General features: G+C 51.1%; 9 protein-coding genes and 1 pseudogene. 9 read left to right on the top strand and 1 reads right to left on the bottom strand.

The window, feature by feature from the left end; translation table 11 throughout:
- Positions 1–4: 4 nt before the first annotated feature.
- From ABEW73_RS25045 to ABEW73_RS25005, 9 genes and pseudogenes are all read left to right on the top strand, one after another.
- Entirely contained in the window at positions 5–1,648 is a 1,644-nt protein-coding gene (locus ABEW73_RS25045) for a response regulator (RefSeq protein WP_430173059.1), read from the top strand.
- 196 nt (positions 1,649–1,844) lie between these two features.
- A complete protein-coding gene (locus ABEW73_RS25040) occupies positions 1,845–3,416 on the top strand; it encodes an extracellular solute-binding protein (RefSeq protein WP_430173061.1) in 1,572 nt (523 codons plus the stop codon).
- Between the two features lie 33 nt (positions 3,417–3,449).
- On the top strand, positions 3,450–4,412 hold the full coding sequence (locus ABEW73_RS25035) for an ABC transporter permease (protein ID WP_430173063.1): 963 nt from the start codon (positions 3,450–3,452) through the stop codon (positions 4,410–4,412).
- Between the two features lie 15 nt (positions 4,413–4,427).
- Positions 4,428–5,321: a carbohydrate ABC transporter permease gene (locus ABEW73_RS25030; protein ID WP_430173064.1), complete on the top strand. Its 894-nt coding sequence runs from the start codon at positions 4,428–4,430 to the stop codon at positions 5,319–5,321.
- Between the two features lie 53 nt (positions 5,322–5,374).
- Positions 5,375–7,390: an alpha-L-arabinofuranosidase C-terminal domain-containing protein gene (locus ABEW73_RS25025; protein ID WP_430173065.1), complete on the top strand. Its 2,016-nt coding sequence runs from the start codon at positions 5,375–5,377 to the stop codon at positions 7,388–7,390.
- A gap of 1 nt (position 7,391) precedes the next feature.
- On the top strand, positions 7,392–7,595 hold the full coding sequence (locus ABEW73_RS25020) for a hypothetical protein (protein ID WP_430173067.1): 204 nt from the start codon (positions 7,392–7,394) through the stop codon (positions 7,593–7,595).
- 22 nt (positions 7,596–7,617) lie between these two features.
- A complete protein-coding gene (locus ABEW73_RS25015; RefSeq protein WP_430138588.1) occupies positions 7,618–8,115 on the top strand; it encodes a pyridoxamine 5'-phosphate oxidase family protein in 498 nt (165 codons plus the stop codon).
- A gap of 506 nt (positions 8,116–8,621) precedes the next feature.
- A pseudogene (locus tag ABEW73_RS25010) lies at positions 8,622–9,930 on the top strand (hemolysin family protein).
- 77 nt (positions 9,931–10,007) lie between these two features.
- Positions 10,008–11,075: a hemolysin family protein gene (locus ABEW73_RS25005; protein WP_430173068.1), complete on the top strand. Its 1,068-nt coding sequence runs from the start codon at positions 10,008–10,010 to the stop codon at positions 11,073–11,075.
- 148 nt (positions 11,076–11,223) lie between these two features.
- Here the strand turns inward: ABEW73_RS25005 and ABEW73_RS25000 are convergent, their stop codons facing one another.
- A complete protein-coding gene (locus ABEW73_RS25000; protein WP_430173070.1) occupies positions 11,224–14,340 on the bottom strand; it encodes a glycoside hydrolase family 2 TIM barrel-domain containing protein in 3,117 nt (1,038 codons plus the stop codon).
- Positions 14,341–14,620: the final 280 nt, after the last annotated feature.

Genomic DNA, 14,620 nt, shown 5'->3' with positions numbered 1-14,620 from the left:
AGCCATGTTTCAAGTGCTGCTCGTTGATGATGAGCCGCTCGTGCGGCATGATCTGCGAACGTTATTGGACTGGAATGAGCATGGATTCGAATTATGCGGCCAAGCGCATAACGGATTGATGGCCTTGGCCATGATTGAGCAGTCTCCCCCGCATATTGCGATCATTGACGTGAATATGCCCGAAATGAACGGCGTAGAGCTCAACCGGGCGATCAAAGAACGATTTCCGTTCATTCAGACGATTATGCTCAGCAGTTATGATGATTATGACTACGTGCGGGAGTGCCTGAAGAACGGCTCCATCGATTATTTGTTGAAGCATCGGCTGGACGGAGTAGCGCTGGTCACCCTGTTAAATAAAGCGGTCTTGGAATTGCGGCAGGAGGATCGGTTGCTGGAAGAACGCATGGCTAACGAGGCCGTGGCCGAGAGGCCGAGTCCCGTGCTGATCCGCGATTATATCGTGTATCTCGTTAATGGGCGGAAGGATGCAACTATGGAGGTGGAGGCTTTTTCACAAAAAAACCGCCTGTACACCCACGCGTTAAGCTATGCGGCAGCGGCTGTGCAGATTGTTCCGTTTCTGCTGCTGACGGAGTCATACAGCGACGTGCAAACGAACCGGCTGGTTCAGCAGGTGGTCGATATGATGCAGCAGAGCTTGGGTGATATTCAGGAGCGGACGGCGGCTTACGTGGAGGATGGACGGTTTATTGTCGTGTTTGCGTTCAAGGAGCGGAGCGAGCATGCCATCAAGAACGAGATAGCCGGACGGATGAGAAAGCTCCAGCATGCGCTTGAGCTGTTCCTTAATTTAAAATGCGTGGTCTCCGTCGGACATGTATGCACCAGCTTGTCACAACTCGGCTCAAGTTATATCTCCGCTGAGCGGGTGCTCGACGCTTCCACTGCAGAGCCGTCCGGAAGCAGTGCAGCTCCAAGGATACCGGGCCGGGCCGGGGGACTTGCGGGCGGAAACCATCAGCGCGTATCTTTGACGATTGAGGAACACAAACAGCTTCTGCTATCGATTGAAAGGCTGGACATTGAAGACGTGCACGGGTTAATCTTCTCCATCTTTGCTTCAATCCGCCATCTGCCAATCCATTCGCATACGGTCCAGATGATCGTCAGCGAGCTCATGTTAACCGGAGATAAGGCATGGAAGACATGGATGCCATCTGCGGAAGCCGCGAAGGAGAAGCTTCCTTCAAGAAGCGAGCTCGGAAGAATCGGCAGTGTCGGGGAGCTGGTGCAATGGCTGCAATCCTACTATGCGGGCTTGCTTGGCCTGCTGAAGCAGCACCGTGCGGGAGGGCCGTATTCCCGGCATGTCACGCAGGCCGTTCATTTTATTCTGGAGAGGTATCCGGGTTATGTCACGCTGGAGCTTGCCGCAGGCGCAATCGGTCTGAACTCTTCTTATTTAAGCAGAATATTCAAGGAAGAGACGCAGCGGACGTTCTCGGAGTATCTGAATCGAGTTCGAATTGACGCAGGGCGGAAGCTGCTGGAAAGCGGCAAATACTCGATCAAGGAAATCAGCAATCAAGTGGGCTTCACGACCCATAACTATTTTTTTAAAGTATTCAAGGAAATAACGGGAGTAACCCCACAGGAGTATTTGAACCGCTTGGGAAGAGAATAGGCCAAAAACCAAGTATTCAGATCGGCAGAAGAACCGTGCGGGGAGGCCGCCGCTTTCATACCGTAAAATATGTGGAGTAAATGGTCATATTTTTGTAACGGGCCGTCTTGAAGGGTGAATTATAATAATCACACACCAATCGTAAACGCTTACAAATGGCGTTTGGTGAATGAAGACATATGGGGGTCGCTTATTTATGCGTAAACGCTGGGGAAGAAACGCGGTCATCACGATGATCGCTTCCAGCTTGATGCTGGCCGGATGCAGTTCCGATGGAGGTTCGAAGAAAGAAGCTGTACCCGAAGGTACAGAGAATGCGGTTCATGCTACAGGGTTTCCGATTGTAGAGCAGCCCGTGGATCTCAAGATGTTCACCCGGATTGCACCCGTGAACGGTCCGTTCAAAGAGATGCCGGTATTTCAGGATTACGAGAAATTAAGCAATGTGAAGGTTGAATTCATTGAAGCGCCGACAGATGGTTTCCAGGAGAAGAAAAATCTGTTGTTCGCCTCCAACGAGCTGCCTGATGCCTTGTTCCGTTCCGGCCTATCACCGCTTGAGGCCGTTCGCTACGGATCGGCAGGGCAATTGATTCCGCTGGAAGGCCTTATCGATGAATATGCGCCGAATCTGAAAAAATGGATGGAGCAATATCCCGAAATTCGCTCGGGCATCACAACGCCGGAGGGGCATATCTATGCGATTCCGGGCATTGTAACGCTGGGCGCGGCACGGACGGATAAGAAATGGATCAACCAGATGTGGCTGAAGAAGCTCAATCTGGAGGTGCCGGAGACGACGGACGAATTGTATGATGTGCTGCTTGCCTTCCGCGACGGGGACCCGAACGGCAACGGTAAACAGGACGAAATTCCGATGACGGCTCGGCTCGGATTGCCGGTTGTGGCCGCAATGAGCGGATCATTCGGACTGGATTCCCAGCTTGGCTATAACGTCAATATCGAGAATGACAAAGTTAGCATCTGGATGGGCAGCGACAAGAATAAAGAGATGCTCTTGTTCTTAAACAAGCTGTACAAGGAGAAGCTTCTAGATCCCGAGATATTCTCGCACACTGAAGCCCAATATTTGGCCAAGCAGGGGTCGGGCAATGCGGGATTCTTCTTTGACCAGACCAACAATAACTTCCTGTCGATCCAGGACCAGTATACGGGAATCGCGCCTCCGGCTGGCCCGAACGGAGATCGGATGCAAAGCCAGGCCTTGCCGATTGCGCGGGATTTTGGAGCCTTTGCCATCACGTCCATTAATAAGTATCCGGAAGTAACGATGCGCTGGATCGACTATTTCTATAGTGACGAAGGATCGACGCTTCTGAGGTTCGGCAGGGAAGGAGAGCATTATGAGCTTAAGGACGGGATTCCGTTCTATACAGAAGATTTCCTGAAGGATATCACCAATCAGGCCAAGATCACCCCTTACGCCGGGGGAGGGGCACCTCATCTCATCAGCGAGCAGGTTGCTTCTTTCATCAATCCGCCGCAGGTGCAGGAGGCGCAGCAGAAGCTGGATCCGTTCATGCCGGAGGTTCGTTATGCGGCTCCGATGTTTGACGAGCAAACCGCACAGCAGGTCAACATACTGCGCAACGACATCGACAAATATTACGAAGAGCAAAGCACGAAATTCATTGTTGGCGCGCTTGGCTTCGACAAGTGGGGAGAATTCCAATCCACGCTCAAGAAGATGAAAATAGGCGAGCTGGAGAAATTGTATCAGGATGCCTATGACAAGATGCAGAAATAATGCTGCTACATCATGGATAAGGAGTGGATGCCCATGAAGCGTGTCAAAGCCGATACATCGATGGCTCTGCCTCGAAGCGATTCGAGGCGGGGTTCCCGCCTTTTAAGGCAAATGGCCAAGCGATATGACCTGTATCTCATGCTGCTTCTGCCGGTCGTCTGGTATCTGGTCTTTCATTATGGTCCGTTGTACGGGCTGCAGATTGCGTTTAAAAATTTCAATCCGGCAAAAGGAATCCTCGGCAGCAGTTGGGAGGGCTTCGGGCATTTCGAACGCTTCTTTGATTCGTATTATTTTTGGCGGCTGCTGTGGAATACACTGTCCATCAATTTGTTTTCCTTGTTGATCGCCTTCCCGATTCCGATCTTGCTGGCGCTGATCATCAATGAAATACGCAACAAGACTTTCAGCAAATGGCTGCAGAACATTACGTACATTCCACATTTTATTTCGGTGGTTGTGATTGTTGGCATTCTGAACGTGTTCCTCTCGCCCAATAGCGGTCCGATCAATCTGTTGATTGAGGCCGTTGGCGGTACGCCGATCCGTTTTCTTGAGGAAGCCGGATGGTTCAAGACCATCTTTATCGGCTCTAACATCTGGCAGAACATGGGGTGGCAGTCCATCATCTATATTGCGGCGCTGAGCGGGGTGAACCTGCAGCTCTACGAGGCGGCCAAGATGGACGGGGCGTCGAGGCTGCGACGTATTTGGCATATCTCTTTGCCGGGAATCGCGCCTGTCGTTATCATTTTGCTTATTTTGGATATCGGCCATTTCATGAACATTGGCTTTGAGAAAATATTGTTGATGCAGAACAACTTGAATCTGGAATCGAGCGACGTCATTTCCACGTTTGTCTACACGACAGGCATTTTAAAGGGAGAATACAGTTACACGGCAGCGATCGGGCTGTTTAATTCGGTCATCAATCTGATCCTGCTGCTATTCGTAAACCGGATTGCACGCAAGACGTCAGAGACAAGCTTATGGTAAAGGGGGGAGTGCGCCATGTCTAAGCCGTCGACAGTAAAAGAGGCCGCGAATGAGCGGGTATTCGATGTCATCATATATGTGATCGCCGCGATCATTATCGTCATTGTGCTGTACCCGTTGATCTTTATTGTCAGCGCTTCGTTCAGTGATCCGACAAGGGTATTGAACGGCGAAGTTTGGCTGCTGCCGAAAAGCGTCACGCTGGATGCCTATACGAATATTTTGCAAAACGAAAAGATTTGGATAGGATATCGCAACACGATCTTCTATACGATCGTCGGCACAGTGATCAATATTATCATGACGATCTTGGCGGCCTACCCGCTATCGAGACCTGACCTTCCGGGGCGCAATGCGATCATGGTGTTTATCACGTTGACCATGTTCTTCAGCGGAGGGTTGATTCCAACATATCTGCTGGTCAAGGATTTGGGAATGGTCGATACGATGTGGGCGCTGATTGTTCCCGGTGCCATCGCCACTTACAATCTGATCGTGATGAGGACCTATTTCCAATCGAGCATTCCCTGGGAGCTGCAGGAGGCCGCCCATATCGACGGCTGCTCCAATTGGAGGCTGCTTTTCAGTATCATTCTGCCTCTATCCAAGCCGATCCTGGCGGTCATGGTTTTGTTTTATGCGGTAGGTCACTGGAATTCATTCTTTAATGCGCTCATCTATACTCGTAACGAGAATTTGCACCCGCTTCAGCTGGTGCTGCGCGAAATTCTGCTGATCAGCCAATCCGCTTCCGTGGACGGCAGCGTTGGACTGGAGGATAAAATTTTACTTGCCGAGAGCATCAAATACGCGGTGATTATCGTCTCCAGTTTACCTGTACTGCTGATGTATCCGTTCGTGCAACGGCATTTCGTTAAAGGCGTCATGATTGGCTCGATTAAAGGTTGATTTCCAATATCGATCGCACGGGTCAGCCTAAAATTCCTTTGGGAGGTTTTATGTTGAAAACGAACGCAACGATTACCATTGATTGCAGTCGAAAGAGCGAGCATACGATCAATCCTTATTTGTTCGGGCATTTCGTGGAGGATATTCGGGACCATATGGAGGCGATGCTTGCGTTTCCGTTAAAGGACATGGATTTTGAAAGCGAGGCGGAGACCAAGACGCCGGTATCGGGAAGCTGGCGGGCCTATACCAACGGGCGGAACACCAGGTACGCCATGGAAGCGGCGGCACCCCGGCATTCTGGACGCGCCCAGCGTATCCGGATCCTGAGCGATGACGAAGCCTACGCCGGCATCGCGCAGAAAGCGGCATTAAAGGGTCCGATGAAGTATACGGTCCGGCTTGTTGCCCGCGCTTCCATTGAGCTTCAATACGTGAGGGTCGAAGCCGTGGACCGGCGCACGGAGGAAACGCTTGGTCAGCTTCGCGTGGAGCTGGGCAGCCACAACTGGCAGGAATACGAGGGAGAACTCTCCATATCACGCGCTTGCAGCGATGCCGAGATCCGGGTATATGTCCCGGTCGAGCATCCAAGGTGGATCGATCACGTATCCACCGGCATGCTCTGGATCGATCACGTGTCTCTGCTGCCGATCGATAGCATCGCCATGGTGAAGCGTGAAGTGATCGAGATGACTAGAGGGCTGAATGCGGGCATGATGAGGCTCGCGGGCAATTACATCAGCGCATACCACTGGGAGCATGGCATCGGTCCGGTTCTGGAGAGACCAGTCATGTACAACGAGGCTTGGGGAGGATGGACCAGCAAATATTTCGGCACGGACGAATTTATCCGCTTTTGCCGCGAGCTGCAGGTGGAACCTTTGATATGCGTGAACGATGGATCGGGTACCCCTGAAGAAGCTGCGCAATGGATCGAATACTGCAATGGGAGCGTGGATACGCCGATGGGCGCTTTACGATCCCGAAACGGTTTCCCTGAGCCGTACAACGTCAAGTATTGGGAGATCGGCAATGAGGTATGGGGTCAATGGCAGGTCGGCACTTGTACGGCAGACCAGTTTGCGGAGCGGACGATCTCGTTTGCCAAGGCGATGAAGAAGGCGGACGATTCCATCGTGCTGCTGGCCTGCGGCCATTACGAGCAGGAATGGAACCGAACCGTGCTGGATCTTGCAGGGGAGTATATGGATTATTTGACGCTGCATTTGTACCACGGCTACGGCCCCTTCGGCATGAACCGGGATACGCCGGCAGAGGAACGATATAAAGCGATTGCCTCTTATCCCGAGTGGACCCGGCACCATATCCGGCAGACAACGGAGCTTATTGAGTCCAAGGCGAAGCACAGCCACGTGAAGCTGGCGATCACCGAATATAACACGATGTACTATCCGAATACAGTGCGAAAGGGGCTGCCGAACGAGCACACGTTAGGTGCCGCGGTCGCCAATGCCGCCAACCTGAATGAAATGATTCGCTGCAGCGACATGGTGCATATCGGCAGCTTTTCCGATCTTGTGAATGGCTGGCTTGGAGGATGCATCCGGGTCGGGGACTACTATGCGGATCAGTATTGCGGCAAAGAGCCCGGATGGAGCGGGCTTCCGCTCACGATATACGGGACGCCGACTTACGAAGTGTTAAAGCTTTACGCGAATCGGGACGTCCGGCGTCTACTCCCGGTCCAAGCGGAATGCGGAACTTTCTCCGTAGCATCAAGCAAGAAGACGCCTATGGAGCTAGATGCGCTTTTGGACCTGGACATAGTGGCCGGGACGAATGACGACGGCAGCAAAGTCACCGTATTTATCGTTAACCGCAGCTTGGAGGAGGTAACAGCCGTGCTGGATTTGCGGGACTTCGAGGCTTCCGGGGAAACGATCCTTTATGAAATCACCGGCAATTCTTACGATGATATTAACTCCGTATTCCAACCGGATCATATCGTGTGCAAGGAAAGCAGGGTTCCGGCAGTAGCATGGGAGCGGGGGCATCGATTACAACCTTTTTCTGTTTACGCACTTGAATTCAAAGTGAGCATATAGTGTGGCAAAGGTACAAAGTAATAAAGTAAGCTTCATAACGAATGGTTCACAAAAAGTCGGACTGCGCTGGCAGTTTCCGGCTTTTTTGGTGCAGGCGGATGGTTTAGGCTCTGCCTGGATTATGATAGATGACTCAGCAAAGGAAAACGGAATTATAAAGGATTCATCGTTTAACTTCATTATGGGAAGTGTAAGTACAGACTAAATATAAGGATGGGGTGATTGAGATGTCAAACGGAACCGTAGTGAACCAGGAAGCGGTCGAGACCGTGAAGGATATTATCAAGGATATCGAAACGGCGATGTTCTCCACGATATCGGAGGGCGGGATCAATTCCAGACCGATGCAAACGCAGGATATCGAATTCGACGGCGATTTGTGGTTTTTAACGAAGAGGGATACCAGCAAATATCAAGAAATTATGGCCAATCCCAACGTCAATGTCGCTTATGTCGGCAACTCCTATGTATCGATTCGGGGAACGGCCCAGGTCGTGGATGACCTTGAGCGGAAAAAAGCGCTCTGGAATGCGGCATACGAGAAGTTTCTGCAAACGTCCTACGACGATCCCAACATTATTTTGATCAAGGTGGATACGGATACCGCGGAGTATTGGGAAACCGGAAACAAAACCAAAACGGTCAAAGCTTTCTTCAAGAAAATGGTGGGCCAAGAACCGAAAGGTGACTCGGATATAAATAAAACTGTAGATCTCCATGGATAACGAAATACGTAACAAGATGATGAAAAAACCGCAGGATCCAGTCACGATCCTGCGGTTTTTTCCCTGTAAGTTGAACCAGCCTGCACGGATCCCTCCAGACGAATGCCATTATGGTTATGAATGGATGAACAATAGATGAAGCGTACATTTTAATACATAACAGGGCATATTTAGTATCACGTAGGAATATACCTCATCAAACAAGTGAGAATTATGTGAATTCGTGCTGGAACCCGCCTTCAAACCATAACGTACAACTGGATGGTTTGAGTGCTGCCATGATATAATTTTTTCATAAATATGAAAAATAGATTCCAGGAGAGGAGGTAGTGCATTGGGAAGGCGTTATTGCAAATGGATCAAATTGCGGAATTAGGCGGTAATATTTTCTTCGGCGAACTACCTCTTTTTCATGGAAATATCGTATATCGACATGACCTGTTCAGATGCATAACCTATGGCCTTTAATTCAATCTGGAGGTGAATCCCTCTGAAGAGGGAAATCATTGGACATTATTACCATCACTAATTTAATCATACTTGCCATACTGATTGCGTTGACCGCTTTTTTCGTAGCGTCCGAGTTTGCTGTCGTTAAAATCCGCATGTCGCGGATCGATCAATTGATAACGCAAGGAAACAAGAAGGCGGTTGTTGCCAAAAAGGTAGCCGGGGATCTCGATTACTATCTCTCGGCCTGTCAGCTCGGCATTACGGTTACCGCGCTGGGGCTCGGGGCCATCGGCAAGCCTGCCGTTGAACGTTTCATGTACCCGGTATTCAATTGGTTTGACGTATCGGCTTCAACGGCCTCGATTGCCTCTTACGCCATTGCGTTCATTCTCGTGACATTTTTGCATGTCGTGGTGGGGGAGATGGCACCTAAGACCTTGGCTATTCAATTCTCGGAAAAGATGACGCTGCTCCTTGCAGCCCCGCTGTATTGGTTCGGAAAGTTGATGTATCCGTTCATTTGGGCGCTGAATGGAGCCTCGCGCGTGCTCCTTCGTTTGTTCGGCGTGAAACCTACGCCCCATGAGCAGGCCTACTCGGAAGAGGAACTGCGCATCGTCATGGCGCAGAGCTTTCAGGGCGGCGAGATCAATGAGACCAAGTTGGCTTACATGGAAAACGTGTTTTCGTTTGATGAGCGGGTGGCCAAAGACATTATGGTACCGAGAACGGATCTGATCACACTTGATAAAGGCATGAAACACCTGGACATCGTCCGCATCCTGGATGAACATAACTATACGCGGTACCCTGTCATCGAGGACGGCAGCAAGGATCGGGTGGTTGGCGTCGTCAACGTCAAAAAGATGCTGCCCCACATCGTGGCCGGACGAGACCGCAAGCTGGAAGAATTCGTTCGGGATCTCCCGGTCGTCCTTGAAATTACGCCGATCCAGGATGCCATGCTGAAGATGCAGCGAGAGCAGATGCATATGGCTTTGGTGATTGATGAATACGGCGGTACGGCGGGGATTCTGACCCTGGAGGATATCTTGGAAGAGATCGTCGGGGAAATTCGCGACGAATTTGATGAAGATGAAGTAGCGGATATCCGCATGATCGGTGAACGCGAATACCTGATAAGCGGACGGGTTCTCTTGGAGGAGCTTGAGAAGCGCTTCGGCTTGGTATTCGAGGATAACGAGGAGATGGATACGATCGGCGGCTGGATACAGTATCAGAAAGGCACGACGGCTCAAGACGGCTCAAGACGGCGATGAGATCCGGCATGGCGAGCATGTATGGGCCGTAGCCGAAACGGATAATTTCCAGATCAAACACGTCATTCTCAGACACGGGTGATCAAGTGCATAGCGTGATCCCGTGTACATTCAGACCATAACTTTTTTGGAGGTGAATCCCTCGCAAGAGGGAAATCATTGGACGGAATAATCGTGTTAAATTTATTTTTGGTAGCTGTGTTTATAGGACTGACTGCATTTTTCGTGGGCGCCGAATTCGCCATCTTGAAGGTGCGGCTGTCCCGAATCGATCAATTGATCGCAGAGGGGAATAAACGGGCGGTCACGGCCAGGAAGGTAGCCCATGAGCTGGATTACTACTTGTCCGCTTGCCAGCTTGGAATCACTATTACGGCCCTCGTGCTCGGCGCGCTGGGCGAACCTACCGTCGAAAGAATGCTGCATCCGCTGTTTGATCGATTCGACGTGCCGGCGGCGGTGGCAACGGTACTCTCTTATGCCATTGCCCTTGGGATCATTACGTTCCTGCACGTTGTCATCGGGGAATTGGCACCTAAAACACTAGCGATTCAATTTGCCGAGAAAATGACGTTACTGCTGGCACCTCCCTTGTATTGGTTCGGGAAGATCATGTATCCGTTTATCTATGCACTGAATGGAGCTTCGCGTCTTCTGCTTCGATTATTCGGCGTAAAGCCGGCAGGGCATGAAACGGTCCATTCCGAAGAGGAATTGAAGTGGATCGTGGATCAGAGTTACGAGAGCGGCGAAATTAACCAAACCGAGATGGGTTATTTGACCAATATATTTGCTTTTGAGGAGCGCACCTTGCGGGAAATCATGGTCCCGAGAGATCGCATCGTCACGGTAGAACGAGGGTGGCCCCTTGCCAATATCCTGGAAGTTCTCGGGGAGTACGACTATACCCGTTACCCGGTGACGGAAGCGGGACGGGCGGAGGATTTCATCGGTTTTATCCATACGAAGGAGATGCTGACGGGCATAGCGGCCGGAAGAAACTGCAGCGTGAATGACTTTATTCATGACATGCCGCGTTTTCCGGAATCGTCTTCGATCAAGGACGTCCTGATCAAGATGCAGCAAATCCGCGTGCATATGGCCGTTGTCGCGAATGAATCCGGCACGGCGATCGGGCTGGTGACGATGGAGGATATCCTGGAGGAAATCGTGGGCGACATTCGGGACGAATCGGATCGTCACGAACTGCAGGGTGCACAGGCCTAAGTGATGGCGAACTAGCATCGGGCACGATCTAAGAATATGAAAATGCTCTTTAGCTACCCATCCGGTGGGGAGAGAGCAAGATCTTGAATCATGGAAAGAGCAGCTTCTAATCTTAGAAGCTGCTCTTTGTATTTGTTTATAGATGGGTTCAGCGCGCTGCCCCTATCGTAAAGCTGAAGCTGTACGAACGGTTGGAGGGCAGCGTGAACGTTTCATGGATTGGCGCTCCCCAGCTGTCGTCGCCGCCTACGCCCATTTGCTTGTAGTTGATGCGTAGGACGGTTTTATCGCTTGGCGGGAGCTTGTACACATGGTCGCTCCCCTCCAGTTCATCCGGCGTCCACGGCAGGGCGCACAACTCCATGAGGGAGGAGCTTTCGAATTGTAGACCTTCCCCGCTGCTTCCTTCGGTAAGGCTCGCGAAGTAGACATCGGTTTTGTTCCCGCATTCTTGAGGTCTCAGATAAGGAACGAACTGATCGGCTACTTTTCCCGTGTATCGACCGATTTTGGCTCCTGTCTTCCGGTCCCAATAATTATCATGTGGCCCCCGGCCGTACCAGCTGAGTATATCGAGACCTTCATCCAGCAGGAACAGCATGCCGATTTCCGGAATGTCAGGCAAGCCGCTGCCCGGGATGAAGGTTTCATGCACGCGGATGGTTCCATCCGGGAAGATTCGATACTCCAAGGTCAGTCCGGATATAGGAGTTGTCTCGATCTGATAGTGACTGGAGACCACGACGGCAGGGCCCTCCGTATGCCAGCGCAGAGCCAGCAGCTTCCGCCGGTCGTGGGCCGTTCTCCATACGCCGCAGCGTTCAGGGAGCCGGTTGCCCAGATCGTTATCGGTGACGGCCCGCCAGAAATTCGGTCTGGCCGGTGCCAGCAGGTATTCCTTGCCGGATCGCGCGTAAGATGTCAGATCGCCAGTGCCAAGGTGGAAGCGTAATGAAACGGCAGGACCTGTGATGAGAAGTTCTTCATCCGTTTCGGTAACTTCCAAGGCTTTCGCGTTTGCAAAAGTGTCTGTTTCCGATTGGCTCGCTATATAGGGCGTTAGCGCGAACTGCTCCCAAGCCTCTTCATGTCCTGCGGGTGCCCACTTGGCGCTCTCCTTCCGAATCAGGGAGACGGTGAGAATCGCTTCTTTTCCATCGTCCTCTATAGGGGAATACGGAATTTCGACTTCGGTATGATCACCGGGCTGGAGCGAGAGCTGGAGCGTGCCGGATTGACTTTCTTCTCCGTTCCGTTGGATCTCCCATTTTACAAGATACTGATCGAGATTGGTAAACAAGAAACAGTTGCTGACCCGAATCCGGCCTACGGCAGGGTCCAAACATTCAAACTTGACGTTCTGGTAGCATTTTTTCACTTCGTCCAGCTTGGGGGTTTTGCTGCGGTCTGCGAAGATCAGACCGTTTCCGCTGAAATTGCCGTCATGCGGCGTTTCGTTGAAATCCCCGCCATACGCTAAATATTCGATACCGTCGGCCGTTTGGGTGCGGATCGCTTGATCGATCCAATCCCATATAAAGGCTCCCTGCAAAATGTCATACTTCTCAAATAGCTCCCAATACAGGTGAAGCCCGCCGCAGGAATTGCCCATCGCGTGACTGTATTCGCAAATGATGTAAGGCTTGCTCGGGTTGCTCATTGCATATTTCTCCACTTCCTGAGGCTTTGCATACATGGTGGATTCCATATCGCTAGCCGCCTCGGATGCCCTGTAATGAAAGATCCCTTCATAATGAACGAGCCGTGACGGATCGGCCTCCTTCAGGAAATCGTGCATCGCAATGAAGTTGTCGCCTCCGAAGGATTCATTGCCAAGCGACCAGATGATGACGGAGGGGTGATTCTTGTCTCGTTGAAACATTGAATTGCAGCGGTCCAACACGTTGTCGCGCCACTCGAGCTTGCTGCCGGGGACTGTTTCTTTCAGTTCCTGCTGCCCGTATTCCCACGTTCCGTGCGTCTCCAGATTCGTCTCATCGATCACATATAAGCCATATTCATCGCAGAGGTCATACCATACGGATTGATTCGGGTAATGGGAAGTCCGTACCGCATTGATGTTATGTGTCTTCATCAGCTCAATATCAGTGATCGTGTCTTCGCGGCTAAGTGCCCGTCCGGTATCCGGGGAGAATTCATGCCGGTTCACACCTTTGAACAGAATGCGCTGACCATTAATCCGCATCAATCCGTCTTTCAGCTCGAAGCGGCGAAAGCCGGTGCGACAGCTTACGGCTCCGAAGCATGCTCCGTCCGTATCCTTTAATGCCAGAACGACGGTATACAGATAAGGTGATTCCGCGCTCCATTTCTTGGGTTCGAGAACATCCATACGGAGGGTGAAGGTGCTATCCTCCATAATGTAATCCGCTATCGTGAGCGTTTGTTTCCGGACCAGCTGACGGTCCTGGTCGTAAAGAAGCGCCTCAAGCTGAAGCTTATCCTTATCGATGGTTTCATGAAAGTAATTCGTAACGGTTGCATCGATCTGCAGTTCGGCATTCCGGTATTCGTCATCCAGAACCGGCCGCACGAAGAAATCAGAGATATGGATGGCAGGCACGGAATAGAGGTAGACCTCGCGGAAGATTCCGCTAAGCCTCCAGAAATCCTGATCCTCCAGCCAACTCGCATCACACCAGCGATACACTTCAACAGCCAATTTATTCTCGCCATCGATCAAGTAGGGCGTCAAATCGAACTCGGCCGGCGTAAACGTATCTTCACTGTATCCGACCAGTTCGCCGTTCACCCATAGATAGAAAGCGGATTCAACACCTTGGAAGCTAATATACACGGGTTGTTCCTTCCATGTGTCCGGCACCGTGAATTTACGGATGTAGGAGCCCACGGGATTGTATCGCGTTGGCGCGAAGGGGGCTTTCAATTCAGGCTCCGAATCGGACCAGGGGTATCTAACATTCGTATATTGAGGATAGTCATAGCCTTGAAGCTGCCAGTGGGAAGGGACGGGCATATCGGCCCAGCTGCTAGAATCATAATCGGTCTCGTAGAAATGTTGGATGCGCTTGTCAGGGGTTTCGGCAAATGCAAACTTCCACATCCCGTTCAATGACTGATACCAGGGGGACATGGAGTGGACACGGCTTAGCGCCTCAGACTCCGACGGGAACGTCATCATGTAAGCATGGGCTTTGTGACGGTTTAGCTGAAAAACATTCGGATTATTATTCCATTCGGGATAACCGTTTGCAGGTGACTGGTAAATGAATTTGGTACGCAATGTGCTCAGCTCCTCCTAGATTATGGTTTCCTTCTACTGCCAGTATAGAGGTTAACTCGGTCCAAGAGTATAAGGAAGTTGCGTTTTTCTATTAAAAACGACAGCCGGATTACACACCAGAGCGGTCAGCAGAGGTGAACAAAGCCTTTTTGCAGGAGTCAGGCTGTATCTTGATGTGCGTGATCGCCTCCAGGCATTTCACGGTTTACATTGGAGAAGGTTTATGAAACAATAGTTAGTAAATGGTCATTCACTAACTGAGGAGAGGAGAGATAACGTT

It is taken from the genome of Paenibacillus lautus (assembly GCF_050482385.1).
GTDB classification, from domain to species: Bacteria; Bacillota; Bacilli; order Paenibacillales; family Paenibacillaceae; genus Paenibacillus_AQ; species Paenibacillus_AQ lautus_B.
This window is presented reverse-complemented; position numbering and strand designations above follow the sequence as displayed.